This window comes from Paenibacillus sp. Paensp111 (assembly GCF_059492195.1).
The window spans coordinates 209876-234953 of record NZ_CP168527.1 but is presented as its reverse complement, the minus strand read 5'-3'; the positions used below and the strand labels follow the sequence as shown (position 1 = coordinate 234953).

Below are 25078 nucleotides of genomic sequence, written 5' to 3'. Positions count from 1 at the left end.
CTCACCTCTTTCGTATACTCCAGTTTTGCACCAGCTGGTAAATATGATGGCTGAGCTTGTCAGCATCATGGCGCAAATATCTGCGGAACAACACCAGGGTGTCCGCAATCATTTTGTAGCCTCGGCCCGTTACGACATCCCAGTCGACCTTAACGGGTTTGGCCCCTTTCTCTGCATAGAAATCCTGAACCTGTTCAGGAATCTCGCCGTCATTCACAATGACATAATCGAATAAATGATGCCCTACATGTTCATATACAGCCTCAAGGTGGTCACTGACGGCATAACCATCTGTCTCCCCGGGCTGGGTCATCACGTTGCAGACAAAGATCTTAATCGCTTCGTTGTTGGCCAGAATGGCTTCAGCCAGCTTCGGAACGAGCAGGTTAGGAATAATACTTGTATACAGACTGCCGGGACCAATCAGAATCGCATCCGCTTCAAGAATGGCCTCCACCGCTTCCGGAAGCGGCTCAACTTCTTCGGGCTCTAGGAAAATCCGCTTGATCTTCCCGCCAGCCTCGGGAATCTTCGATTCCCCGGTGACGATGGTGCCATCCTCCATCTCAGCATGAAGAATAACCGCATGCTGTGCGGCGGGCAGCACCCGTCCCCGAACTGCAAATACACGGCTGAGTTCGCGAACAGCCGTTACAAAGTCGCCCGAAATGTCGGTCATCGCCGCGAGAATTAAATTCCCGAGGCTGTGCCCGGCTAGTCCCGAGCCTGTCGTAAAACGATAATTGAGCATATCGTATAACAGCGGCTCTACGTCGGCAAGTGCGGTCAGCACGTTCCGGATGTCTCCCGGAGGCGGCATCTGAAGCTCGCTTCTCAGTATACCTGAGCTGCCTCCGTCATCGGCTACGGTCACAATCGCTGTTATATCTAGAGGCTTCTCTTTCAGGCCGCGAAGCATGACCGACAGGCCGGTTCCCCCACCCATCACCACGATTCGCGGCACTCTTTCACTAGTAGACCGATCTTTCACTTCTCACTTCACCTCTTAATGCCGATCTCGATCGGAATCCCGGTGGCTGACGCGGACCGTCTCCGTTTCACTCGTACCGAGCATACGGCCCAAATATTCGGATATCGCCACAGAGCGGTGTTTGCCGCCTGTACAGCCAATGCCGATAATCACCTGGCTCTTCCCTTCCTTATGGTACTGCGGCAGCAGGAAATGAAGCATATCCAGCAGCTTGGTCAGAAAGGACTGCGTCTCAGGCCACTTCATTACATATTCATATACGTCGCTATCCTGCCCGGTGTGTGGGCGAAGCTGCTCAATATAGTGGGGATTTGGAAGAAAACGTACATCGAACACCAAATCCGCGTCGATCGGAATTCCGTATTTAAATCCAAATGAAGTAATATTCACAGATAAATTGCTGCTCTCCAGATGAGAGAATCCTGCTATAATCTTGTCTTTAAGAACAGACGGCTTCATGTTACTGGTATCAATCACCTGAGTAGCCGAGGTCTTAAGCTCTTCCAGCATCTTGCGCTCCAGCCTGATGCCATCCAGCGGCATCCCTTCCGGAGCCAGCGGGTGCCTTCGGCGGCTTTCCTTGTAACGCTGTACCAGTACGGAATCGGTGGCGTCAAGGAACAGGATTTCACACTTAATTGTAAAATGATCTTTGATATAATTAAGAGACTCTGATAATGCCGTGAAGAACTCGCGTCCCCGTAAATCAATGACGAGCGCAACCTTGGCTATTTTCCCGTTAGACTGTTCAATAAGTTCGGCAAATTTAGGAATAAGCACCGGAGGTAAGTTATCTACACAGAAAAAACCGAGGTCCTCCAAGCTGCGTACAGCGAGCGACTTCCCCGCACCCGACATGCCTGTAATAATGATCAAATTCGCAACCGAGGTTTGTTCCTTGTCCGTCATCTGATTTCCCTCCCTCACAATCTTCTCTATATGTGTGGAATGAGCTAAAGAAGTGAACGTTGAATCCAGACAGGCCGCTTGTTGTGCCTGGCAATCATTCACGCAGCCTTTAGTTCAATCCATATATTAAGTCTTTAAACAAAGGATCTAGTGCAAGAACAGACCTGCCGCTCCAATCATGCCCGCATCATTGCCAAGAATAGCCGGTACGATGTCGACACCCTCTTGAAGAGGCTCCGGTGTTAACTTGGCGTATACGCTGCGCACTTCGTTGAACAGAATATCGCCTGCCTTGGACACGCCTCCGCCAATGATAAAGCGCTGCGGGTTAAGCACCGCGCTCACTTGAGCCAAGGACTTGCCCAGGTAGAAGGCGGCACGGCTTACGATGCGAATGGCCGCTTCGTCGCCGGCCTTGGCTGCATCGAAGACATCCTTAGCCATAATGTTCTCCACTTGAGCTAGAGATGTGCGGTCACCGCGCTCTACAGCATCCTTCGCCATGCGGATGACACCGGTAGCCGAGGATACGGTCTCCAGGCAGCCGATCTTGCCGCAGCCGCACTGAATCGCTTCCAAGTCAGGCACTACAGCCATATGGCCCAGCTCACCAGCCATGCCTGAGAAGCCTTGATATATCGCTCCATTAATGATAATACCGCCGCCAACGCCTGTACCGAGCGTGTAGCAGACACAGTTCCCTACCCCTTTGCCAGCGCCGGCCCAGGCTTCCCCAAGCGCAGCCACGTTGGCATCGTTATCTATACGGACAGGCTTGCCTAGCCGCTGCTCCAGAATGCTGCGGATATGAACATCCTTCAAACCTATATTTGGTGCCAGAATAATGATCCCGTCACGGACATTCGTAAAGCCGGCAACCCCTGCGCCAACACCCGCCAGCTGGTCCCAGTCGTACGGCGACTGTTCGAGAATAAGACGTACATACCGTTCAATATTGTTAACTACGGCGTCCGCGCCTTTCTCAACTTCTGTCGGTCCTTCATAGGTATGAAGAAGCTGGCCTTCCTCATTACAGATGCCGACTTTAATTGCTGTTCCGCCCAGATCGACACCAATGTAGATTTGTTCAGACATTTTACAAGCCACCTTTTTCTCTTTAAAATAGTTTGCTCCTACGTACCCACTATAAGCGAACCCTTCCCATCGGTCAAGAGAAGGGGGAGTTTCCCAAACCCCTTGTCAGCAAGGCTTTTACGGTAAATGCTGCAAGGTAGGGCGGCCCTTTTTTCCCCCGTCAAGAGTATGACAAAAGCGCTCCTTCTCCCGGGGGATACACAGAGCGCTCGTTCGCCATTATGCAGTTAGATGGACTGAACTCAAAAGTTCAATTCATCCAGATATCTTACAAGTTTATGACAGAATCCGTTTCTGTCCTTCAAGCGCCCGAATCGGTGCAATATTCTGTGTGAATTCAAGTGTGCCCAGATACTGCCCGCTCTCACTTCTTACGGCAAAATAGCGGATGTAGACAAACTTGTCTTTGACCGGAATCCAGAAATCCTCCGCGTCCTTGCGTCCGGCCTTGAAGTCGGCCAGCAGCTCGTTAACCACATGTACGCTTTGCGGCGGGTGACAGTTCTGAACGGTACGGCCGATGACGGCCTTGGTCCGGGCGAAGATCCGCTCCTTGCCGTGGGAGAAATAACGAACCACATCATTCTCATCGATAAAGGTAAGATCCACAGGGAGATGGTTCATCACAGCCTCCAGCTGTTCCACCGACAGGATTCCTGTCTCAAAGCGGACGAATCCGTCCCGCGTACCAGCTCCTTCCTCCTCCACGGCCTCACCAGGCTCGGCTGCACGCTCCGGCTTCCATTCCTGGTCGGGAGCCGTCAGGCAGAATCCGATCTGCTCACTCTCGCGGGCGATCTTCACCCACTCGTCCTCGGTCAGCTTCTCCAGAGCCATCGGCAGCAGGATATTCTCTTCTTTAAAAATCATTTCATTTACTTCCGAAATAATCCGCTCCAGACTCTCCACAATCTGGACATTCACAGGTTCCTCTCTATTTGCACTCAGCATCGCCTTTGTCTCTTTGATCATAAGGCGGATGCCGTCATCTACACCCCACATCACTTTGGTCGGTCCAAAGATCCCGTATTTCTCTAAGTAAGGGAAGAGCAGATTCTCCTTCCGGCTGTAATGCTTATCGAGGTCTAGCAGCAGGCTGAGGTCTTCGAGTAGCTTGAGCGTGATTTCAGGACTCGCTTCTTTGCGGTAACGATCCGTGTGCAGCTGAAGCTTGAAGTTCACCAGTCGTTCAATCTCCCGGTTCTCCAATTTGAAGGTGTGCACTGGATGTCCCGGCTGTTCCTCCGGCTTAGAGGAGCGGTGGATCTCTTCTATAGAGCCTTTGAAAATAGCGGTATGCACCGAGCACAGCCGCTGAACCTCGGTTACAGGAATGCCCTCCTCTTCCATCAGAGAGTGCTCCATGGCCGAGATTTCCTCCACGGTTACGTCCCCTACGGCCTCAGCGAACCGGGCCTTAACCTCATCTACGCTCTTCCCTTGGTGCAGCTCCTTGATAATCTCTTTAAGCATATTCTGGCGTTCGGATTGACCTGCAATTTGTGTCTCCCGATTGTTGATCAGCTCGCTCATGATGATTCTCCTCCTCGTTCATATCTATAAAAGTTGGACTATTTGATTTACATGTTAGGCAGCCGTATGAAATGTTCTTACGATCGCTGTTGTTCCCAGTTTTCTTGATCAAATTTATAAGGTAGAAATCCGGTAACAAAGGCGAACGCTTCGCTTCTTCAGAATCATTTCACACTCTTGCCTCTAGGTAATTCTTAAAGTTCATTTATCTAAGCTATAACTTCGTATCCTCTATCCTCGAAAGCCTTCACGATCTCCTCAAGCGGGATCTTGCGCATTGCTGCTCCTTTGGGGATGGTCATGAACCTTCCTGCACTTTGCAGCATCCCAGGCTTGGCGATATGACCGAAGCCCAAGGCAACCATGATGTCTATAATCTCGGGATCTGCTGTGCACAGATCATATAAAGTCGATTGAAAGTTAACAGATTTGCTGTTCATAGCAATAACCTCCATGATGGGGGAAAACCAGGGGCGATCGTCACCGCCTCTTGGTGTTCCGTGGGTGAGAACTTTTCTCAAGTTAAAAGTACCACGCCCGGAGGGTGCCTATTGTGATTAAAGTCACAAGCGAAGAGAAAATTGTTACATTGCTGCCGGAAGTCCATCACCACCCACATAGTTCCCTACCGCACTCCAAAATGTCATTTTACCGCCCCCATCTAGGATGATCTCAACTCACGTGACCGTTCTATTTCTTGCAGTTTGGTAGTTCATGGTATAATGCACTCAAAATTAGGGCACGGCCGGAAAGGAAACTGAACGTGGCAATTCATATACTTTATATAGAAGATGATACGGAGATTGGAAGCTGGGTAAGCAAGGATTTGAAGGACAGGGGGTACGAAGTGCTGTGGCTTAAGAGCGGCGAAGGTGCAGTCGAAGCGGCAGCTGACTGCCATCTGGTTATTCTAGACGTCATGCTGCCGGGTCTCGACGGGTTCACCGTTGGACAGCGTGTGAAGAAAAGCAACCCCGACCTGCCGATCCTTATGCTGTCGGCTCGTTCTTCCATCGATGACAAGCTGCAGGGTCTGCAGTTCGCCGATGACTATCTGACCAAGCCCTTTCACCCGGATGAGCTTGCGGCGCGAATTGAAGTCTTGGTGCGCCGAAGCGGCTCCCTGAGCGGGAAGCCTCTCGAAATTGGACATCTGCGGGTATTCGAGCGGGAGAATCGGCTGGAGAGCAAGGAGACGGGCAGCGAGATTATCCTTACCGGCAAGCAGTTCCAGATCTTCATGTACTTGATTCGGCATCTGGGCCAGGTGATGACCAAAGAGCAAATCTACGAAGCCGTATGGGGAGAGTCCTATCTGGATGGGGATAAGACGCTGATGGTGCATATCCGTTATCTCAGGGAGAAGATCGAGCTGGACCCCGCGGCTCCGCAGATCATCGAGACGATCCGCGGGATCGGCTACCGGGTGAAGGCATGAGGTTCCAAAGGTTCCCCAAATTCCGGAGTTCCCTGCTGTCCCGGTATTTGATCATTGTCCTGGCGGCCCTCCTGTTCGTGCCGGTTGTGATCCCGATCAGCTTCCTTACCTCCTGGCTGGTCAATCTGGCTGTAACCCAAGAGAAGGAGGCCCATGGGGGCGACCAGCTTTTACATAGGGGCTATCTAACCGACAACTGGCATACCGCTGCCAAGCAGCTGGCAAATGCCTCCCCGGAACAGATTGATCAGAAGCTGAAGAAGTTCAAGCAGAAGTACCCCTTCGCCTCCGTCTTCTGGGTCGACCATAGCGGGCTGACGCGCCTTCAGCTGCCCCCGGGACACCAGCCTGCCAAATGGTCCAGTGAAGACGCCGTCCAGTACATGAAGGCAAACACAGGCAGCAGGGATCTGTTCGCCGTTGTGGCTTTTATCGGCGACAGGCCGGGGATGAAGCAGGGCTTCATGGTCATTGAGATCCCCGAGAAATATTTTGTCCAGAATCAGATAACAACTTCCAATCTCAGCCTGTTCGCCATCACGCTGCTCCTTCTGTTCGCCTTCTTCGCAGGAGTGTCGTACCTGTTCTTCCGGGGAATCCGGCGGCGGCTGCTTACCCTCGAATCGGCTATGCATGCGCCGGGTGAAGACGGGCTGCCGAGGAAGATCCATACTGGCCGGGCCGATGAGATTGGTCTGCTCGAGCAGTCGTTCAATCACATGATCGACCAGCTTGGCGAGAGCCGGCGGAGAGAGCAGGAAGAGGAACGGCTGCGCAAGCGTCTGATCAGCAACTTGTCCCACGACCTGAGGACCCCGCTCACCGTCATCGGCAGCCATCTGTTCTCGCTGAAGAAGGAGCAGCTTACCGATCAAGGGAAGCAATCCCTGTCCTTAATGCAGGACAAGATGAGCGACCTGGACCACCTGATCGACCATCTGCTCTCCTATAACCTTCTGACCAGCGGCAAATACGCCATTCACCGGAAGCCGCAGGATGTGCTTCGGATTGTCAGGGAGAGTGCGGCAGCCTGGTATCCGCTATGGGAGAAGGAAGGGCTTTCCCCGGACATCAATCTGGAGGGGGACCCGCTGATCTGGAATGTGGATGAGCAGGCTTTCCGCCGGGTGCTGGATAACCTCTTCCAGAACATCGTCCGCCATGCGGGTGCAGGCGGTTACATCGGCCTGGATACCGAGCTGTACCGCGGATGTCCGACTCTGGTCATCACGGATCGGGGTCCCGGCATGCAGGCTGACAGCAGTGGCAAAGGCGCGGGGCTTGGGCTGTCCATCGTTCAGCTGCTGCTCAAGGAAATGGCGCTAGGGCTCGAGATTGAGAGCAATGGCCAAGGCACCCTTATGAGAATAAGGCCATTGAATCCGTAATATATAGGCTGATCTGCAACCAGGACGTGGGAATCGCGTTCTGGTTTTGTTATTTTTAACCTAATTTTAAACTTCGGCAGGACCGGCATTTAAACTGGCAGGACTATGCTGGTTAACGAGGTGAAGTTAGAGATGAATAATTATGTGATTAGAACGAATGGGTTAACGAAAAGCTACCGTGGGCGCGCCGCCGTAGACGGTCTGAATCTTGAAATTAAAAAAGGTGAAATTTACGGGTTCCTCGGCCCCAACGGAGCCGGCAAGACGACAACCATCCGCATGCTGCTTGGGCTTATCCGTCCTACGAAAGGAACGGTTGAAATTCTCGGGAAGGATCTCCAGAAGGACAAAATTAATATTTTGCGCCGGGTTGGCTCTCTTGTGGAATATCCGTCCTACTACGGTCATCTGACCGCTATGGAGAATCTGGAGGCGATCCGCCGTATTCTGAATGTACCCAAATCCCGTATTGATGAGGTTCTCGAGATTGTCTCTCTGACCAAAGAAGCGAAGCGTGCGGTAAAAGGATACTCCCTGGGCATGAAGCAGCGCCTCGGCATTGCCTCCGCTCTGCTGGGTTCACCGGAGCTGCTTATCCTGGATGAGCCTACCAACGGGCTGGACCCGTCCGGGATCCATGAAATCCGGGAGCTGATCAAGCGGATGCCCCAGGAGCACGGCATCACCGTCCTCGTCTCCAGCCACCTACTTGGCGAGGTGGAGCAGATGGCGGGTACGGTTGGTATCATCCGCGAAGGGCGGATGGTGTTCCAGGACACCATCTCCAATCTGAGGCAGAAGGCCGCGGGGGGCATTAACATCTCGCTGTCCGAGCCGGAATCGGCGCTTTGGCTCGCCAAGGATAACGGACTTGCCGGGATGGTGCAGGACGGGAAGCTGTATTTTGACGGAATTAACGATAATCAGGTCGCCGGGCTCGTCAAGCGGCTTGTGGAGAATGGACATCTGATCTACCGGGTGGAAGAGAAGAATAAGTCGCTGGAGGACATCTTCATGGAGGTTATCGGGGAGGTGAAGTCCTTATGATCGGCCGCGCCTTATCGTCGGACTTCCTCAAGATTCGCGGCAAGGGAATCTGGTTCCTGGTCTTCATTGCTCCCATCGGGCTTGTGGTGATGCAGGCGCTGAACTTCGGGCTGCGTTATGACTACCTGATCAAGCAGTACCATGGACATCTGTGGGAAGGGCTGATCACCAATATGATGGCTTTTGTGCCTTTGGCTTTGTTCATGGGAAGCACCCTCGTCAGCTCCATGCTGGCCGGAGTCGAGCACCAGCTCAGCTCCTGGAAGCAGCTGCTGGCCCTGCCTATCTCGCGTACAGCTGTGTTCATATCCAAATTCGTGCTGAGCATTATTCTTATGGCGGTCGCCTGCCTGCTGCTGTCGGCCTTCACTGCTGTGCTCGGCTTATGCCTTGGATTTGGCTTCCCGCTGCCAGGGTTAGACCTTGCGAAGATCGGTTTCTATCCATTCATCGGCTCCCTGCCGCTGCTTGCGCTGCAGCTCTACCTATCCTTGACTTACAGGAATCAGGCTCTGCCGGTTACGCTCGGGTTAGCGCTTGCGATCTGCTCCTTATTTACAGGGAGTCTATCTGAGTGGTTCCCGCTGAATTGGCCAGCGCTCGCCTACCGAGCGGACAATCAGCTGCCCTTCCTAGGCGCAGGCTTCGCGCTTGGGCTGTTAATTCTGATCTTTGCCCTGCTTCATTTCAACCGAAAGGACGTGAATTAATTGAACACCTTTCTTAGAGTCCTCTCGTCCGAACGGCTCAAAATGTCGAAGTCTCACCTGTGGCTGCTGGCCCTGATCAGCCCCGCACTGGCCCTGCTCGTTGGAATTATGACCCGGATTGAACCGGATATGCCGGCCTATCCCCTGCTCCTGTCCACCATGTGCCTGTTCCACTCTCTGCTGTTCCTGCCGATTCTGACCGGTGTATTCTCTTCGTTCATATGCCGGTATGAGCATGTGGGCGGCGGCTGGAAAGCGCTACTGGCCCTGCCGGTATCACGCACCTCTGTATTCTTCGCCAAGTTCCTGATCGTGGCGGTCATGCTGATCTTAACCCAGCTGCTGTTCCTCGGCAGCTTCGTAGGCGCCGCCCTATATCACGGTGTAACCGAGCCCTTCCCTTGGGCACTGATCACCCGGAGCATCATCGGCGGATGGGTGGCCTGCCTGCCGCTGGCTGCGCTTCAGCTCGGCGTGTCGCTGCGCTGGGTCAGCTTTGCGGCACCGCTGGTGGTCAATGTGATTTTTACCGTGCCTAACATCCTGGTTGTGAATTCGGACAAAATCCGTCCCTACTACCCTTGGGCACAGCCCATCCAGGCCATGATGCCCCCAAATACGGCAGCTTCCGGCCCGCTGGGAATGAATCTTCCCTTTGAAAGCCTGATGATTACCGTGGTGGGCAGCTTTATTCTGTTCCTGGCGGCAGGACTCGTCTATTTCAATCGGCAGGAAATTTAGGAGGTTAGGTCTACATGAACTTTTTACCGCGCAAATATCGAATACAGCTTATTACTCTTATCATTATGGGAGCGATGCTCCTCACACCCGGCAGTACCTTTGCTGCGCAGCCCAAGAGCCAGACTCAGTGGTTCCAGCAAAATACCTATGAGCTCAAGTCGCTTACTTCTGAGGATTACCGGGATTTAGCCTTCTTAAAGCCGCTGCTTAAGGGCAAGACTGTTGTCAGCCTAGGCGAGAATTTCCACCGCGTAGCCGAATACAGCAGTGCCAAGACCCGGCTGATCAAGTATCTTCACGAAGAACTCGGGTACGATGTGATTGCATTTGAATCGGGGATGGGCGATGCCGCCGCCGTCTATGAGAATCGCGACAAGCTGAATCCGGAGTCGATGATGGCGGCTTCCCTTTTTCCCATATGGCATTCCCAGGAGACCCTTGAGCTCTTCAGATACATTAAGGAGCAGGGACACGGACCTCATCCTCTCTATCTTGCCGGGTTTGATATGCAGTTCAACAGCTTCTATCTGACGCAAACGATGGCGGAAGCGCTCGGCAGACTGGATACGGACAAAGCAGCAGCTTTTGCCAAGCTGGATCAGACCGCGATCACTGACCTCTACAAGGTACTGAACAGCTATGGGGATGTTAGTGACGGTAGCCCGGCATTTACCCGCGATATCAAGAAGGTCGTTGAGCAGTATGAGCCGCAGTATAAGGTATTCTTGACCTTTGTTCAGAAGAATAGACAGGCGCTAACTTCGCTGTACCCGGACAGCCCGCACAAAGTGGATTACATGATCAGATCGTTGAAAGATCGCATAAATTTCCTGAACATGCCCCTGCAGGAAGGAACCGCCGGCAGCTATTCATTCAGGGATAAGCTTATGCTGGATAACCTGGAATGGCAGATGAAGAATGTCTATCCCGGCAAAAAAGTCATTCTGTGGGCCCACAATGATCATTTGGCCAAGAATACCTCACAGATCCTCGCGAAAGAGGATGGTAAATGGGTGAACAGCTTCACCAGTATTGGAGAGCTGCTTCATCAGAAGCTGAAGGACCGGCTTTACGTAGTCGGACTCTATATGAATCAGGGTGCAGCCAGTACCATTACAACGAACAAGCCTTTTACCATTAATCCCATGCCAAAAGGGAGCCTGGAGAATCTCATCATGAGCAGCGGGTACAAGAACGCGTTCGTGGATCTGTCCCTTCAGAAGAAGAGAAATAAGTACAATTCCTGGATGTTCAGACCGATCCTGGCTGCAGAGGATGGAATGACCTCCGAGATTGTGAGACCTGGCGCCATGAAGTTCATTCCGAAGGAGCAGTACGACGGGATCCTGGTCATTAACAAGGTCAAGGCACCTACTCCCATCGACTACTCGTTAGTGTCTTTATTCAACCAATAAAGCTAATAAATATAGAACCTTGTTCAAGAAACCGTAAGTCAGAAGACTACGGTTTTTTGCTCATTATTCGGCGAACCTGTATTGGCGGGAACCGGTCATAAACTAGATCGTAACTACCTAAAGAGTTCTCACATGCAAAATGAGCAATCATTTTACGGAGGTGTCTAGAGTTTGAATATGCTCAATCGATTAATTGAACAAGCCAAGAATCCGAAAGGATGGGTTGGGGCACGGATGTTGGGTATTATGAATTATGCTCATCACGGAATGAACATGTGGGCTTTGGAGAAGTTAGCCATTAAGGATGCTGCAACTATGCTTGATATCGGGTGCGGCGGTGGAAAGACCCTACAGCTGCTATCCAAAATGAACTCTCTAGGCAAAATATATGGCATAGACTCCTCCGCACAGGCCATATCAAATTCAGCAAACTCAAATAAAAAGGATGTGAACAGCGGTAAGGTTCAATTGAGGCATGCGGCAGTTACGAATATTCCTTTTCCCGATCACTATTTTGAGCTTATTACCGCTTTCCAGACCCATTATTTCTGGGAGGACTTGGGGAGGAGTGTGCAAGAAGTCTACCGGGTTACCAAGCCCGGCGGCACCTTTTGTATTATTGCTGAACTCTACAAGATCAACTACCATATGAAATCTCATAAATCCAAAGAGGAATTGGAACAGTTGCTTATGGAAACAGGGTTCCCGACGGTTAAGGTCTATGAGCAGTCGGCTAAAGGATGGCTAGCTGTTCAAGGGATTAAATAAAGTTCGTTATATTACGATTTTTCTCTCCCCATTCGCAAAGCCCCTCCAGTACAGGTAAAAGACTCATCGCTTTGTCTGTAAGACTGTACTCGACTTTAGGTGGAATCTGAGGATACTCTGTCCGGATCACCATACCGTCCGCTTCCAGCTCTTTAAGCTGGGAACTCAAAGTCTTGTATGTAATCGCGCCGATCTGTCTCTTCAAATCATTGAATCGGACGGGTTGGCCTTCTGCCAAGAGGTACATGATGACCATCTTCCACTTTCCCCCAATCACAGACAGGGTGTAACCAAATGGGGTATCCTGAATGTTTTTAACTTTACCTTTAAATTCGGCCATACTCATATTAACACTATCCTTTCGGGTAGTATCTATCATAATAGTGCGTACTACCGCTTTATTTGAGGTCAGTCTATACTAACCTTACTTTGAAGTAAAGGAGTGGTAAGCATGAGTTTAGTTAAAACATACCACCACAATCTGTGGGATCACGGTATTACCCAGGGTTACAATGTGAACGGTACGATCTACATATCGGGGCAGTTCTCCCACGATAAGGAGGGTGCATTCGTAGGCGAGGGCGATATCGAGGCACAGATCCGTCATACGCTGGACAATCTCGACCGCGTACTGGCTGAATTTAATGTAACGAAGTCGAACCTTGCTTATGTGGAGATCTATCTTACGAACCCGCAGGAGCATTTTGAGTCCGTAGTTCGGCTGTTCAAGGAATACGTGGGAGAACACAGGCCCGCGGGCAGCCTTATCGGTGTGACCTATCTTGCTTATCCCGAGCAGCTGATTGAAGTTAGCGCCATCGCACATACGGACTAATCCGGCCGCTGCTCCTCGCCGCCGTAACGGGTGCGCAGACTGCTTCCAGCTTCCAGCGACCAGCAGACTCAGGTTGGCGTGAGCCTGGAAGGCAGCTTTTATAAATCGAAGGGACCTCCGCCTTGCGTGCTAATATGAGAAAAAAGACCCTATACCTCTAAGGTATAGGGTCTCCCAATATAGAATGCTTACAGATCCAGTGTCTCGCTCCAGTCGTGCACCATGGCGCCCTCCAGGAACTTCTCGCAGTCCATGGCAGCCATACAGCCCGAGCCTGCGGCAGTGATCGCCTGGCGGTACTTCGTATCCTGGACGTCTCCGCAGGCGAACACGCCTGGAATGTTGGTCTCGGTTGTACCCGGCTTCACCACAATGTAGCCATGCTCGTCAGTCTCGATCTGGCCGCCAAGGAATTTCGTATTCGGGGTGTGTCCAATAGCTACGAACACGCCATCCGCTTCTACGATTTCCTCCTGACCAGCCTCATTGTTACGAACCTTCAGCCCTTTAACGCCCTTCTCGTCCGTGACCACTTCAAGCGGGGTGCGGTTCAGCGCCCATTTCACCTTCTCATTATCCCGGGCCCGATCCTGCATGATCTTCGAAGCACGAAGCTCATCGCGGCGGTGCACCAGTGTAACCTCCGAGGCAAAACGGGTCAGGAAGCTCGCTTCCTCCATGGCGGAATCGCCCCCGCCGACCACGATAATCTTCTTCCCGCGGAAGAAGAAGCCGTCACAGGTTGCACAAGTGCTGACTCCGCGCCCGACATTCTCCTGTTCCCCCGGAATTCCCAGGTATCTGGCCGATGCACCGGTCGAGATGATCACGGTCTCTGCTTCAAGCGTCTCCGCCTGACCCGTAATCTTGACCTTGAAAGGACGCCCCGAGAAGTCCACTTCCTCCACCCAGCCATTTCTGAATTCAGCACCGAAGCGTTCCGCCTGCTTGCGCATGTTGTCCATAAGCTCCGGTCCTAGAATCCCTTGCGGAAATCCAGGAAAGTTCTCTACTTCGGTAGTCGTGGTAAGCTGACCGCCTGGCTCCATACCTTCAATGACCAGCGGGCTCAGGTTCGCACGGGCCAAATAGATAGCGGCTGTCAGGCCGGAGGGCCCCGTTCCGATCACGATTGATTTATACATTATGGATAACCTCCTTGGAATTGGTTTCTCCTGCTTCAGATAATCTTATACCCTTTTGCCTGTATAGCGTAAACATAAGACCTTATTCCACGTGCTGTTATTCTACTTGAGACAGCTGTAACTTTGTTGTATATAACGTATATTTAAACGGATTAGACCGAAGGAAAAATAACATTCATCTTCTCTTTGATTCCGCATACTTCATCCACGCGGCGCGCATACTTACTCGCTGTAGATACGGATACCCCATAGCGGCGGGCAACCTCTTCATACGTGATGGTCCGGCGGTGCATCTTGGCTGTCAAATATTCAAGCGCCGCTGCCCAGCCTGCTACGGTGGTGATCACCGGTGTCTTCGGATACTGGCGGGTCAGGAACTCGACCCACAGAATCTCAAGATCGTACTGCTGCAGCAGGTTATATCGCTTATTCATATTCTGCGCAGCCGTATCAATGACAGCCTGCCACCGTTCCTCCCATACCGGGAGCTCGGAAGAGATCAACTGCGGATCAGCCATTCTTGTGCCATCCCGATCAACGACAGGAATGCTCTCTTTCACACCCAGACTTCGCAGCACGAATAGCGCAATGTTCTTCAAATACTTCTCTTCCTCAGGCTCCATCAGAAAAGCCCGGAGAGCTTCAATGACCTCTACGTCTCCAATACTGCCAAAGGCCTGAATAACCTGCAGCTTGGTTCTGGCATCTCCGTGACGGAGTGCCCAGAAGAAGGACGACCGGATCAGCGGGTCTTCCTTCAGTCCTGAAGGTATCCCTGCATCCTGCTTCTCCCACAGCTTGAACTGCTCTTCGAAAGGAAGATGATAGTGATAGCTGACCTGAAATTGTTCTCCGCTCTCATGGAGAGCATCTAGGCGGTTCAGGTAGAAGCGGGGGATCTCGGTAGCCGGGTCCAGCTTCTGTACCTGCTGCCAGTACTTCCGGGCTTCCGCATAGCGGCCGGTATTATAGGATGCTACCGCGGCATAATGGAACAGGCAGGGATCAAAGTTCAGCTCATCGTCCTTGATCAGCCGCTTGAAGTGCCCGTAAGCCGACTCATGCTCCCCAAGAATACCCATGGTGGTTGCAAGCTTGAATACATGCTCCTGATGAAAAGGCACAATGTTGCGCAGCTGGCTCGTCAGTTCAGCCAGAACCTTCTCATCCCCCTGGTGCTGATAGAAGATGGCCAGATTGCACAGACCGTGCAGATTGCCCGGTTCACGCTCCAGCACATCATCGATCGTGCCCTGGGCTTTATTAAATAATCCAAGGTAATAGTACGCCAATGCCAGATTGTTGCGCGCAGCGAGGAAATCAGGATTCTTGCTCAGGATATCCTCCAGAAGCTTCACAGCCTGGGTGAACTTCCCCTCTTCCAGCAGGGCGCGGGCACTTTCGTGCTCAACCATGCCCTCCCGGGATTTAATGGAACTCAGCTTCATCGGCCGTTCCAGCTCATAATGCAGCAGCTCCATCATCTCTTCTGCCTCGGTCAGGAACTGACCGCTGACGTCCTGCTCTAAATATGTGACAAGCGCTTCTTCAGCCGCTTCGAACTGCTCCATATTGGCGTAATTGTTCGCCAGATAGAAATAACATTCCGTCATGGACGGATCGACCTTCTCCAGAATCGAAGAAAGAACGGCATTTGAGCCCTCGTAATCGCCCATTTCGGATAATATACCCGCCATATTGCAGTGATTCACCGGATTCTCCGGTTCATATTCGACAGCCTTGCGAAAATATTTCAATGCCTTGTCGTAATGATAGCGGTCCAGTGAAGAGACGGCTCTCTCAAAGAAAAAGCCCGCATCCATGCGGATTGGCACCACTTTACGGGGTACACCGCCACTATGCTGTTTTTTCTCTTTCAAGCAAGGCACCTCCTTCTAATATCCCTAAAAGTCTCTCAGGTATTATACCATAGAGAGGCCTTTCGTCCCATGGTAAAAGAAAAAGCGGGATATCTTATATCCCGCGATCCTTGAACAAGGTGGCAATGGAACCACCATCGATTATAATTTGAATGGCTTGCGACAGCATAGGCGCAACCGACAGCACTTTAAATACGTCCGCATGCACCTCCGGGAGGGCAATGGAGTCTGTCACGACGACTTCCCGTATATTCGGATGCTCCAGACGCTTCATCCCGTTGTCGGAGAACAGTCCATGGCTCGCACAGATGTACGCATCCTCCGCTCCGCGCTCCTTCAGGCCTTCCACCACATTGACAATGGTCGATCCCGTGTCGATCAGATCCTCAATAATGATCGGTGTGTAGCCCTCGACATCCCCGATGACATGCGTGATGACCGACTGGTTATGAGCAGGTCTCTTCTTGATCATCATGGCAAAAGGGGCATCCAGCCCGCTGGCCAGCTTCTCTGCCATGGAGGCCCGTCCAGCATCAGGGGAGACCACGACCGGATTCGTAATCGACTTGGACTTCAGGTATGAAGTCATAATATCCAGGGTAGTAAGGTGATCGACCGGAATATTGAAGAATCCTTGTATCGCAGGAGCGTGAAGATCGATGGTCACGACACGAGTGGCGCCTGCAGTCGTCAGCACATCCGCTACCATTTTGGCCGAGATCGGTTCCCGGGGTGCGGACTTGCGTTCCTGACGGGCATATCCGTAGTAAGGCATAATAATGTTGACCGTCCGGGCCGACGCCCGTTTGGCTGCATCTATCATGACCAGCAGCTCTACGAACAGCTCGTTAATCGGGTGGGACAGCGACTGTACAATGAAGACATCCGAATTACGGATGCTCTCCTCATAGTGAACATAGACCTCACCACTTTTGAACCGGGAGAGCTTGATTTTGCCTAATTGTACGCCAAGCCGCTCACAAATCTGTGCCGCCAGCTTCGGATTGGATGATCCGCTAAAAATTTGCAGCCTGGTTTGCATGAGAACCTCCTCTTTAACTTTGCAGCTGTCTAGGATGCCAGTTACGTGTATTCGCTTTCTCAATAATTATACAATAAAATGGCCATGCTCCAAAAGTCTCTTTTCCCTGTAAACAGCAAAATAACCCCAGGCTGCGAGCCTGAGGTTATAGCATAATTTCTATACAAAGTTCCGGGTATCGTTATTCCGTCCGAACTTGTAGCTGGCAATCAGGAAGAACAATGCCGCAAAAGCCACAAGGAGGAGCAGGTTGAACCAGATGCTGGCTAGGGCTCCGCCTGTTTGAAGCTTCTGGAACGACTCAAGCACCCAGTTCTGGGGAAGAAAGTCCGCGATCCGGCGAACCGCGCTCGGCATGATCTCAAGCGGGATGAAGCAGCCCGACAGCAGACAGCTTGGCGTGACAATGAAATTCTGAAGGGCACCCGCCGAGGCGCTGTTCTTGGAGAAGGCCACGACGACCAGAGAGATGCCCACCGAGGTCAGGGAGAACAGGCCCAGAATGACCAGCATCGGCCCCATGCTCATACCGGTACTCAGCTTAAATACATACGTAAGGAAGAATAACGCGACGATGATCTGAGCCAGCATCACACACAAATTCACCAGAATATTGGACAGTACATAGGTTTTGGAGCTAATGGGAGATGACAGAATCCTGAAATAGGTGCGATTCTCGCGGTTGATCAGAATGAGTTCCGATAAATTGACCGCTGAGGTCATCATGAACATGATCAGGAAGCCGATCGATTGATAAGACATTCGCTTGGTGCTCGAAGTATCCTGAACCGTGCTGACCGACAGCTTGAATTCTTTGGACTGAAATGCCCCATACAGCTGGTCGAATTTCGCGGAGTCCGTGCCCGCTACCCTGCTGATCGAAGAAATATTATCGATATATTGATTCAGCATAGCTTTGATATAGGCGGTCACCGTGGCTCCCTTAACGGACTGGATCGTGATATGATCCGGATTGCCGCCGCGCACACTTTGCGAATAACCGGAGCCGAGAATAATCCCTGTATCCAGATTCGTGGCGGCAAGCTCGCTCCGCAGTTCCTTTTCGCTGAGCTGTACCACCTTAATGTTCTTCAGCCCCTGTACCATTTGAATGGTATCCGCTGCAATTCGCTGCCCGTTGTCTTGATTAACAATCCCCACTCGAAGCACATTTTGGCCAGCTCCTCCGTAGAGCACAGTTGAGACCAGAATCCCCGCCACCGGAAGCCCGAAGAACAAGAGCCAATTCGACCGTTTGCGGAACGTTCTCCGCAGTGTGCTCATCATCAGCCAGACAATATCTCTCCACATTCTACAACCCCTCCTTGCGCCGCATAAATACCGCTGATACCGCCAGCAGCAGAACTGCCAAGCCGATATTAAGACTGATGGCTGGCCATGCCGCCGAGAACACCGAACCTTGACCGTAGATCAATTCGGTCAGACCATGATTCGCCCACCGGATAGGGGACGCGAGAACAATGTAATTTGCCATATCCGTACCCGATACGCTAACAGGGAAGTAAGCACCCCCGAAGAAGGAGGCCAGCTGTACGAACAGCAGGAGAATCCCCGTCGACGCCTTCCCTTTGAACAAGTAACTCACCCCGAGGCCCAGGCTGACAGACATAATCACTTCGGATAACAAGATGAGCAGCGCAATACCCAGGTGCTCTCCCCAGTACGCTCCAAATGCGAATTTGCTGAACAATACGACAACAAGTACGCATAAATAGTTCTGCACAATACTTCCCAGCACTTTCCCCGCGAACAGCTCGCTCCGCCGAACAGGAGAAGCAATCAGACGGGGAGCTGTGCCCTGCACAAGCTCACTTCGAATCAGCCTGCCGGCCGACATGGCGCCCCATAGGCCAACCATCACCGACATCGCCACCGCATAATAGTCCATGGAACCCGGCTGCCGGTTCGCATCCACAGAGGTCTCTTTGATGTAGCTTCCACTAGCGGAAGCCCCAGGGACGAACAGCTGATTGACCTTGGCTGGCTCTACCTTGGCCACCGCAGAGACGGCATTATACTTATCGGTAAAGGCCTTGAGCATGCCTTCGATCACATTGCCTTCTATGGCACTTTGATTGTTGCTGTATAGCGAAATTCCGGAGTCGGTAAGCTCCATATACCCGTCATACCTGTTCTGCCGGATTTCCTCCATGCCGTTTATACCCTTTTTTATAGTCTCAAAATGGATATCCGACTTCTTCAGCTCTGTACGGAAGGACGTGAACGCATCGGCCAGGGGTCCGCCGTGACTGGTGTCCTTAACGAGCACCTTCATCTCACCCAGCTTCACATTGCTGCTGAAAGCATTGGTAAGAGCAAAGCCTAGAATCAGCATCAGCACGATAGGAAAAGCCAGCATAAACAGCAGCGTGCGTCTATCCCGGAAATCATGCTTGATCTCCTTAACCGCAATTCTCACGATATTATTCATTCGATTACCTCAGCCTCCTCTCCACGCTTATTAATCCCGTAGGTTGCGTCCGGTCAAAGTCAGGAACACAGTCTCCAGGTTCGGCTCCTGCTCTTCCACCGAACGAATCTCCGCTCCGCTTTCAATCAGTTCCTTCAGAATCCGGTTCAAGTTATCTACCGCCGCGTCACTATGAATACGGATGACAGGCTCGATTTCATCCAGCCGGACGGTACGGACACCGGGAATCAGGCGGAGCTGATCCGCAGGCACGCCCGTCAGCGTCTTCACTTCAATGCGGATATCCTTCACATCGGTAATGGTCGCGGTAAGCTGTTCCTTGGTCCCTTCGGCAATGATTTTTCCGTGATCCACGATAGCGATGCGGGTGCAGATTTCTTCAACTTCCTCCATATAGTGACTGGTATATATAATGGTGCATCCATCCTCATTGAGCTTACGGACGGAGTTCAGAATGTAATTGCGGGACTGGGGATCGATCCCCACCGTAGGTTCATCCATAATGATCAGCTTGGGCTTATGCGCCAGGGCACAGGCAATGTTGAGGCGCCGCTTCATACCGCCCGAGAAATCTCTAGGGTAGCTCTTTGCCTTATCCGCAAGGCCCACGAACTGCAGAGCTTCCTCTGTTCTGTCCTTCAGCTCCGTCCCCCGAAGCCCATACAATCCGGCAAAAAAGCTCACATTCTCATAAGAGGTCATATCCTCGTAGATCGCCAAGTCCTGCGGGACAATCCCTAAGTTCATCTTGGCGAACCGGCTTTGCTTCGCAATATCCCGGTCCAGAATGAGGATCTCTCCGCTTGTGGGACGCAGCAGGGAGGAGATCATATTAATCGTGGTGCTTTTGCCGGCTCCATTCGCACCCAGGAATCCAAAAATCTCTCCTTCCCTGATACTCAGCGAGATATTATCCACCGCGATGAAATTATCAAACTTCTTGGTAAGTCCGCGAATATCCAGTACGTTCATTTCCGTTCACTCCTTAGAATTTGAAGGTGTCTCTTCTTGTTCTTCCTGACTCTATCATAAAGAAAAAGGATGCCCCTATGTCAGTGCATAAGTTCATCCTTTAGATATGAGGAATTTCATGTTTATAGAAGCTGAACCAGACCAGCTTGGGCATGAGAATTCTCATGTGCCATACTGAAGTTCAACTTATAGAACAAATTTAGCGCTAATAATCTTATGTACTAACTCATGCTTCAGTTTCTCATGTAACAGGATCTGCCTGTTCGAACGGCAGCAGCGTGGTTACACTGAAGCCTTTGGTGCCATCGGCAATGATGGTGCCCTGAACGGCGGCGGTCCGCTCCTCCATTCCGATCAGCCCCAGCCCTTTTACAATCTTCGGGTTGCCCCGGCCGTTATCCGAGACCACCACTTTAACCAGCCGGTTCAGGACCCGGATCTCCACATGTACCGCCGTCGCCTGAGCGTATTTGGCCGTATTGGTCAGTGCCTCTGTGACGTTCCCTTGTATAACCCGCCACTGCAGCGGAGTAATCACGCCCATATCCCCCTCATGAACCAGGGTGATATGGAGGTCCGAACGGCTGCTGAAGCTTTCGACAGCCGTCTTGAGCCTGCTGAAGCCCAGCTGTTCGGTGGGCGGCTTTATATTTTTGAGCGTAAGCCGAATTTCTTCGATTCCTTCCGACGATATCCCAATCGCATTCTGGATCAGCTCCTCCGCCTTGTCCGGATCGCTGCGGATCAGCCGCTTGGCTGCCTCCATCTGAATAAGGGCCCCCGTCATGGCATGTCCAATTCCATCGTGGATCGTCTGCGAGAGCCGGTTCCTCTCTTCCAGCTTGGTCGTATACTCCGCGGTGCGGAGGAATTCCTGATTCTCGCTCAGCATCCTGGCCAGGCGCTGCCGGTCTATCCGCTGCAGCTCAGCCTGATCGTCAAGCTGATTCACAAGGTTCATATAATACCGGATACGTATGAAGTTAAACCAGCTGAACACAGCAGCGAACAGATACAGTCCGACAAGGACGTAATCCCTCAGGAACAAGGCCGGGAGCAGGACTACGGGAAGCACGAAGATATTCCGCCGTACATAGAACGAGGCCAATTCAAATACGCTGAAAGGAAGCAGCAGCAGAAAATGCGCATCCACATGAACCGAGCACCAGACTATGCCCGCGAGGATCACCAAGATAATTCCCTGCTTAAGCCGTCCGTTCCTGACGGTGTGCAGCAGCAGATTCATGGACAGGTACAGCAGGAAGTAGAGAATGAGCCACAGCGAAGGGGCCGGGGCTCCGAAATACGATACGTAGATAACAAAGAACAGGACGATCGTCTTGTTGCCGACGGTCCATTGCTCCATCATGAGTCACAACCTTCCAGCCTAGCGGACCCTGCCCGTCAAGTAATAGATTGCAATTTGGGTTCGATGCTCAAGCCCGGTCTTGTTCAGAATCGAGGTAATATAATTGGCCGTTGTTCCCTCGGAGATGAACAGCTCTTTGGATATCTCCTTATTAGACAGTCCCTCAGCTACCTTGGACATCACATCAAGCTCCCGATCGGTAAAAGGACTGCGGTCGAACGGCAGCCCGCTGCCCGCGTGTGCATGTGAACCCGCTTCAGTCGCGCCGGGCACCGATGCTTGTGCCGCCGTGGAGCCTCTACCGCTCAAAGGCGCCGCTGCTGTAGAGAGTGCCCCGGCGGCCCGGGCTTCTGCCTGGATCGCCCCCGTGGTCTGCACTCCCGCCTGGACATCCCCGGCAGCTTGCATTCCCGCCTGGGCACCCCCGGCGGCCGGCTTCTCTGGCCGCAGCAGCTCCATCGAGGACTTCAGCTTGTCGAGGATCACATCCTGCAGCACATTATGGCCGCAGTGCACACTCTTGATCGCATCCCGAATCCGTTCGGGATCATTATTCTTGAGCAGGTACCCTTTCGCACCGTAGCGAATGGCATCCAGTATGTATTCATCATCATCAAATGTCGTCAAGATCAGCGGACGCGTCTTCGTCCCCTCGGTCAGCTGACGTGTAGCCTCGACCCCGTTCATATTTGGCATCCGGACATCCAGCAGCGCAATATCTACCTCATGAGCCTTGCAGTAGTCAACGGCCTCCTGACCATCTCCTACGGTTGCAACGACTTCAAAGTCACCAAACGTAGACAGAATAATCCGCATGCCCTCCCGGATGAACGAATTATCATCCGCAATCAGCACCTTGATCTTCACCATGGATTCACTCCCTTGTGGAACTATTTTACATGACAACAGGCAGGGATTGGAAGAAAGGATCTTTTTCATATTTATACTAGAAGTTGAAGAGCTTGTCCTCGATATAAAGAAGATGCGAGTATCCGTTAATAAAACTATCTAACAAAATTAGGATTTTGAATAAGTAACATACTACACATCTACCTGATCGTTCTAGTAAGGTATCTTCAACTGCTTGAACAATAAAAAGATTTCCAAATCATATTTTTAAAATGTAAACTAGAATAAAATTATAGGTGGTATGTGACTTTGGGATTCCCCAAAATTGAAGAAATTCTGAGCAGGACGTCATTATAATCGAAGCCCACATTGATACTAATAGTAAAAATAACAAACAGTCTGTGTAAGCAACAAGCATACCGACAGTATCGAAAACTTTTTGAAGTTAGCTAAAGCTAAAAATGACAGTTTAGTTTTCTATACGATGAGTATATTTTTCCTCTAATGACTATGTTGTCGAACTAGAGGAAATTACTGAAAATGAGTATGGCTCACTGTATAAGTGTGTGTTGAAGGACGCTAAAGAATTCAATAACGCCCTTGCATTGTTCTTCATCCTAAATGAAACAGTATACAACTTAGTTTACTTTGAAGATTGGATTGATTAGGAGAAGTTTCTTTGACAAGTACCTAGACGAATTGAGTGAGATTAGAAGCAAACGTGAAGAGAAGAATCGAAAAGAAGAAACGGTTTTCCAAAAAACGCTCCAACAAGTCTTTCTTAAACACACTTTTGTCAGATCAACTGTTTCAGTTCTGTTCTTCGAAGCCAGCTCGAATTTCTCGCCTTAGAGAAAACTTGCAAATGAACACGAGAATGAATACTTTATGTCGATTACTAAGACTGACTTAGAGGCATACGTTGACGTACTAATGACTAAAATAAGCACAATCTCTAGCGAGTTGAATTTTTTGTCAAGTTTGCTAGCTTGATTGTAATCTGTATTTCTCTTCTTAAAAAGACAGCTGCTTGTGATTTAGTTTTTCTTCTCAGGTCGGTTACAGTATTATTCGGATCAAACCACCATTCTATGATGAACTAACTCACTCTACCTCCTGGCGAAGTAAAAACATACATTTTCACAAATTAGAATTTTGTACATATGTTGAGTCGTCATCGGCGGTGGCTGTCCGACGATGATTTGTTGTTGTTGCTGCTTGCAAGCAACAAGCAGTCCGTCTTCTAAGTTCCCCCTATGGAGCGTAGTATGAAATATCTCCTATAGAAGCAAGAGTACCTTAAGGGGAACAAGCCGTAGATAACCGTATGAGAAGGTTCGTTAAATGAAGTCTATTCGTTGAAATGCCTCGACCCCCCTTCTCAGACGCTGTAGTCCGTCCGCTAGTCGGTCTTTAGGACAAGCGTAATTCAATCGAATAAAGCCATTTCCATTCTTACCATAAATATCTCCGCTTGAGACATACAATCCTGTCTCTTGCCTAATAAACGTACAAAGTTGGTTAACATTATCAGTCACATTTTTGCAATTAATCCAGGCTAAGTATGTGGCTTCCGAAGGGATAACTTGAAGCTGCGGAAGCTGATTGGACAGAAATTGTTCCAGATACAGCTTATTGGCCAGAAGATATTCCGTTAAGGCATGCAGCCAGGGTTCCCCTTCCGTATACGCAGCGATTGCAGCTTCGATCGCAAAAACATTAGGCTCAGCCACCTCATCCGTATTAATGCCACGATCAACAAGTTTTCGGATTTCGGGATTCGGCACTATAATACTCGAGGTTTGAATGCCCGCAAGATTGAACGTTTTGGTTGGGGCCACACAGGTCATGCAATTTTGAGCGATTTCTTCTGATACGGAAGCAAAAGGAGTATACCAGTGGCCAGAATGTGATAAATCGCAATGAATTTCATCGGAAAGGATAAGAACCTGATGCTTGATACATAGATTACCAAGAATCTCAAGAACTTGTTTGTCCCAGACTTTGCCTATGGGGTTATGCGGGTTGCAAAATATCATCAGGGAAGTATTAGGATCGGCTAACTTACACTCCACATCCTCATAATCGATTGAATATTGATTGTCATTATAGATCAGCTCGCTTGTAAGGACTTCTCTTTGATTGTTCTTTATAGAGTTAAAAAAAATATTATAAACAGGCGAGAGCACAAGCACTTTCTCTCCTGGTTTGGTCATCTTGCGCACAATCGAAGAAATAGCCGGCACTACACCTGTACAAAACATGATCCATTCTTTCTTGATTGGGAATTGATGTCTTGTTTCCCACCAATGGGCGACTGCATTGTAATACGTATCCGGTATAGAAGTGTAACCAAATATGCGGTGGTTTAATCTCTTCTGCAGGGCGTCTACGATTGCAGGGGATGTTTCAAAATCCATATCCGCGACCCACATAGGGAGCTCTCCGGAACCGACCTCCCATTTATACGAGTTTGTTTCTAACCGATTTGTCATATAA

23 protein-coding genes are annotated in these 25078 nt (G+C 50.8%); 8 read left to right on the top strand and 15 right to left on the bottom strand.

Going from position 1 to position 25078, the window contains the following annotated elements; translation table 11 throughout:
* Window position 1: 1 nt before the first annotated feature.
* From ACEN86_RS01265 to ACEN86_RS01245, 5 genes are all read right to left on the bottom strand, one after another.
* Complete coding sequence (locus ACEN86_RS01265; protein ID WP_495634181.1) at window positions 2-946, bottom strand: gluconeogenesis factor YvcK family protein; 945 nt, start codon at window positions 944-946, stop codon at window positions 2-4.
* A gap of 60 nt (window positions 947-1006) precedes the next feature.
* Window positions 1007-1900 carry an RNase adapter RapZ gene (gene rapZ / locus ACEN86_RS01260; RefSeq protein WP_127199309.1) on the bottom strand — a complete coding sequence of 298 codons (894 nt, stop codon included), beginning with the start codon at window positions 1898-1900 and terminating at the stop codon, window positions 1007-1009.
* 147 nt (window positions 1901-2047) lie between these two features.
* Window positions 2048-2995: an ROK family glucokinase gene (locus ACEN86_RS01255; protein ID WP_127199310.1), complete on the bottom strand. Its 948-nt coding sequence runs from the start codon at window positions 2993-2995 to the stop codon at window positions 2048-2050.
* Between the two features lie 276 nt (window positions 2996-3271).
* Window positions 3272-4528: a DUF438 domain-containing protein gene (locus ACEN86_RS01250; protein WP_495632586.1), complete on the bottom strand. Its 1257-nt coding sequence runs from the start codon at window positions 4526-4528 to the stop codon at window positions 3272-3274.
* A gap of 209 nt (window positions 4529-4737) precedes the next feature.
* Window positions 4738-4968: a DUF1858 domain-containing protein gene (locus ACEN86_RS01245; RefSeq protein ID WP_127199312.1), complete on the bottom strand. Its 231-nt coding sequence runs from the start codon at window positions 4966-4968 to the stop codon at window positions 4738-4740.
* Between the two features lie 323 nt (window positions 4969-5291).
* On the opposite strand from ACEN86_RS01245, the gene ACEN86_RS01240 reads away from it, so the two are divergent.
* The 7 genes from ACEN86_RS01240 to ACEN86_RS01210 all read left to right on the top strand — a co-directional run bounded on the left by ACEN86_RS01240 (window position 5292) and on the right by ACEN86_RS01210 (window position 12035).
* A complete protein-coding gene (locus ACEN86_RS01240; protein ID WP_495632585.1) occupies window positions 5292-5966 on the top strand; it encodes a response regulator transcription factor in 675 nt (224 codons plus the stop codon).
* Window positions 5963-7354: a HAMP domain-containing sensor histidine kinase gene (locus tag ACEN86_RS01235; protein WP_495632584.1), complete on the top strand. Its 1392-nt coding sequence runs from the start codon at window positions 5963-5965 to the stop codon at window positions 7352-7354. Before ACEN86_RS01240 ends, ACEN86_RS01235 begins: the two co-directional genes overlap by 4 nt.
* A gap of 132 nt (window positions 7355-7486) precedes the next feature.
* Window positions 7487-8401, top strand: coding sequence for an ABC transporter ATP-binding protein (locus ACEN86_RS01230; RefSeq protein ID WP_495632583.1), 915 nt, complete (start codon window positions 7487-7489; stop codon window positions 8399-8401).
* Complete coding sequence (locus tag ACEN86_RS01225; RefSeq protein WP_495632582.1) at window positions 8398-9111, top strand: ABC transporter permease; 714 nt, start codon at window positions 8398-8400, stop codon at window positions 9109-9111. Before ACEN86_RS01230 ends, ACEN86_RS01225 begins: the two co-directional genes overlap by 4 nt.
* Window positions 9112-9852 carry an ABC transporter permease gene (locus ACEN86_RS01220; protein ID WP_495632581.1) on the top strand — a complete coding sequence of 247 codons (741 nt, stop codon included), beginning with the start codon at window positions 9112-9114 and terminating at the stop codon, window positions 9850-9852.
* 14 nt (window positions 9853-9866) lie between these two features.
* Complete coding sequence (locus ACEN86_RS01215; RefSeq protein WP_495632580.1) at window positions 9867-11267, top strand: erythromycin esterase family protein; 1401 nt, start codon at window positions 9867-9869, stop codon at window positions 11265-11267.
* A gap of 171 nt (window positions 11268-11438) precedes the next feature.
* The gene (locus ACEN86_RS01210) at window positions 11439-12035 is read left to right on the top strand and encodes a class I SAM-dependent methyltransferase (RefSeq protein ID WP_495632579.1); all 597 of its coding nucleotides are present in this window, start codon (window positions 11439-11441) and stop codon (window positions 12033-12035) included.
* Here ACEN86_RS01210 and ACEN86_RS01205 read toward each other — a convergent pair.
* Window positions 12028-12381, bottom strand: a complete 354-nt coding sequence (locus ACEN86_RS01205; RefSeq protein ID WP_495632578.1) for a winged helix-turn-helix transcriptional regulator — start codon at window positions 12379-12381, stop codon at window positions 12028-12030. The two genes, ACEN86_RS01210 and ACEN86_RS01205, sit on opposite strands and share 8 nt — an antisense overlap.
* Before the next feature lie 105 nt (window positions 12382-12486).
* Between ACEN86_RS01205 and ACEN86_RS01200 the strand changes: the two genes are divergently transcribed.
* The gene (locus ACEN86_RS01200; RefSeq protein ID WP_495632577.1) at window positions 12487-12870 is read left to right on the top strand and encodes a RidA family protein; all 384 of its coding nucleotides are present in this window, start codon (window positions 12487-12489) and stop codon (window positions 12868-12870) included.
* A 188-nt stretch (window positions 12871-13058) separates the two neighbouring features.
* On the opposite strand, the gene trxB is transcribed toward ACEN86_RS01200, so the two are convergent.
* The 9 genes from trxB to ACEN86_RS01155 form a co-directional block, all read right to left on the bottom strand.
* Entirely contained in the window at window positions 13059-14015 is a 957-nt protein-coding gene (gene trxB / locus ACEN86_RS01195) for a thioredoxin-disulfide reductase (RefSeq protein ID WP_495632576.1), read from the bottom strand.
* A 152-nt stretch (window positions 14016-14167) separates the two neighbouring features.
* Window positions 14168-15895 (bottom strand): tetratricopeptide repeat protein, encoded by a 1728-nt coding sequence (locus ACEN86_RS01190; protein WP_495632575.1) that lies wholly within the window; start codon window positions 15893-15895, stop codon window positions 14168-14170.
* A gap of 94 nt (window positions 15896-15989) precedes the next feature.
* Window positions 15990-16937, bottom strand: a complete 948-nt coding sequence (locus ACEN86_RS01185; RefSeq protein ID WP_495632574.1) for a ribose-phosphate diphosphokinase — start codon at window positions 16935-16937, stop codon at window positions 15990-15992.
* A gap of 159 nt (window positions 16938-17096) precedes the next feature.
* Window positions 17097-18248 (bottom strand): ABC transporter permease, encoded by a 1152-nt coding sequence (locus tag ACEN86_RS01180; protein WP_495632573.1) that lies wholly within the window; start codon window positions 18246-18248, stop codon window positions 17097-17099.
* A 1-nt stretch (window position 18249) separates the two neighbouring features.
* The gene (locus tag ACEN86_RS01175; RefSeq protein ID WP_495632572.1) at window positions 18250-19389 is read right to left on the bottom strand and encodes an ABC transporter permease; all 1140 of its coding nucleotides are present in this window, start codon (window positions 19387-19389) and stop codon (window positions 18250-18252) included.
* 30 nt (window positions 19390-19419) lie between these two features.
* Window positions 19420-20361, bottom strand: a complete 942-nt coding sequence (locus ACEN86_RS01170; RefSeq protein WP_495632571.1) for an ABC transporter ATP-binding protein — start codon at window positions 20359-20361, stop codon at window positions 19420-19422.
* Between the two features lie 241 nt (window positions 20362-20602).
* The gene (locus ACEN86_RS01165) at window positions 20603-21730 is read right to left on the bottom strand and encodes a sensor histidine kinase (protein ID WP_495632570.1); all 1128 of its coding nucleotides are present in this window, start codon (window positions 21728-21730) and stop codon (window positions 20603-20605) included.
* A gap of 18 nt (window positions 21731-21748) precedes the next feature.
* A complete protein-coding gene (locus tag ACEN86_RS01160; RefSeq protein WP_495634180.1) occupies window positions 21749-22597 on the bottom strand; it encodes a response regulator transcription factor in 849 nt (282 codons plus the stop codon).
* A 1322-nt stretch (window positions 22598-23919) separates the two neighbouring features.
* Window positions 23920-25074 carry a MalY/PatB family protein gene (locus ACEN86_RS01155; RefSeq protein ID WP_495634179.1) on the bottom strand — a complete coding sequence of 385 codons (1155 nt, stop codon included), beginning with the start codon at window positions 25072-25074 and terminating at the stop codon, window positions 23920-23922.
* Window positions 25075-25078: the final 4 nt, after the last annotated feature.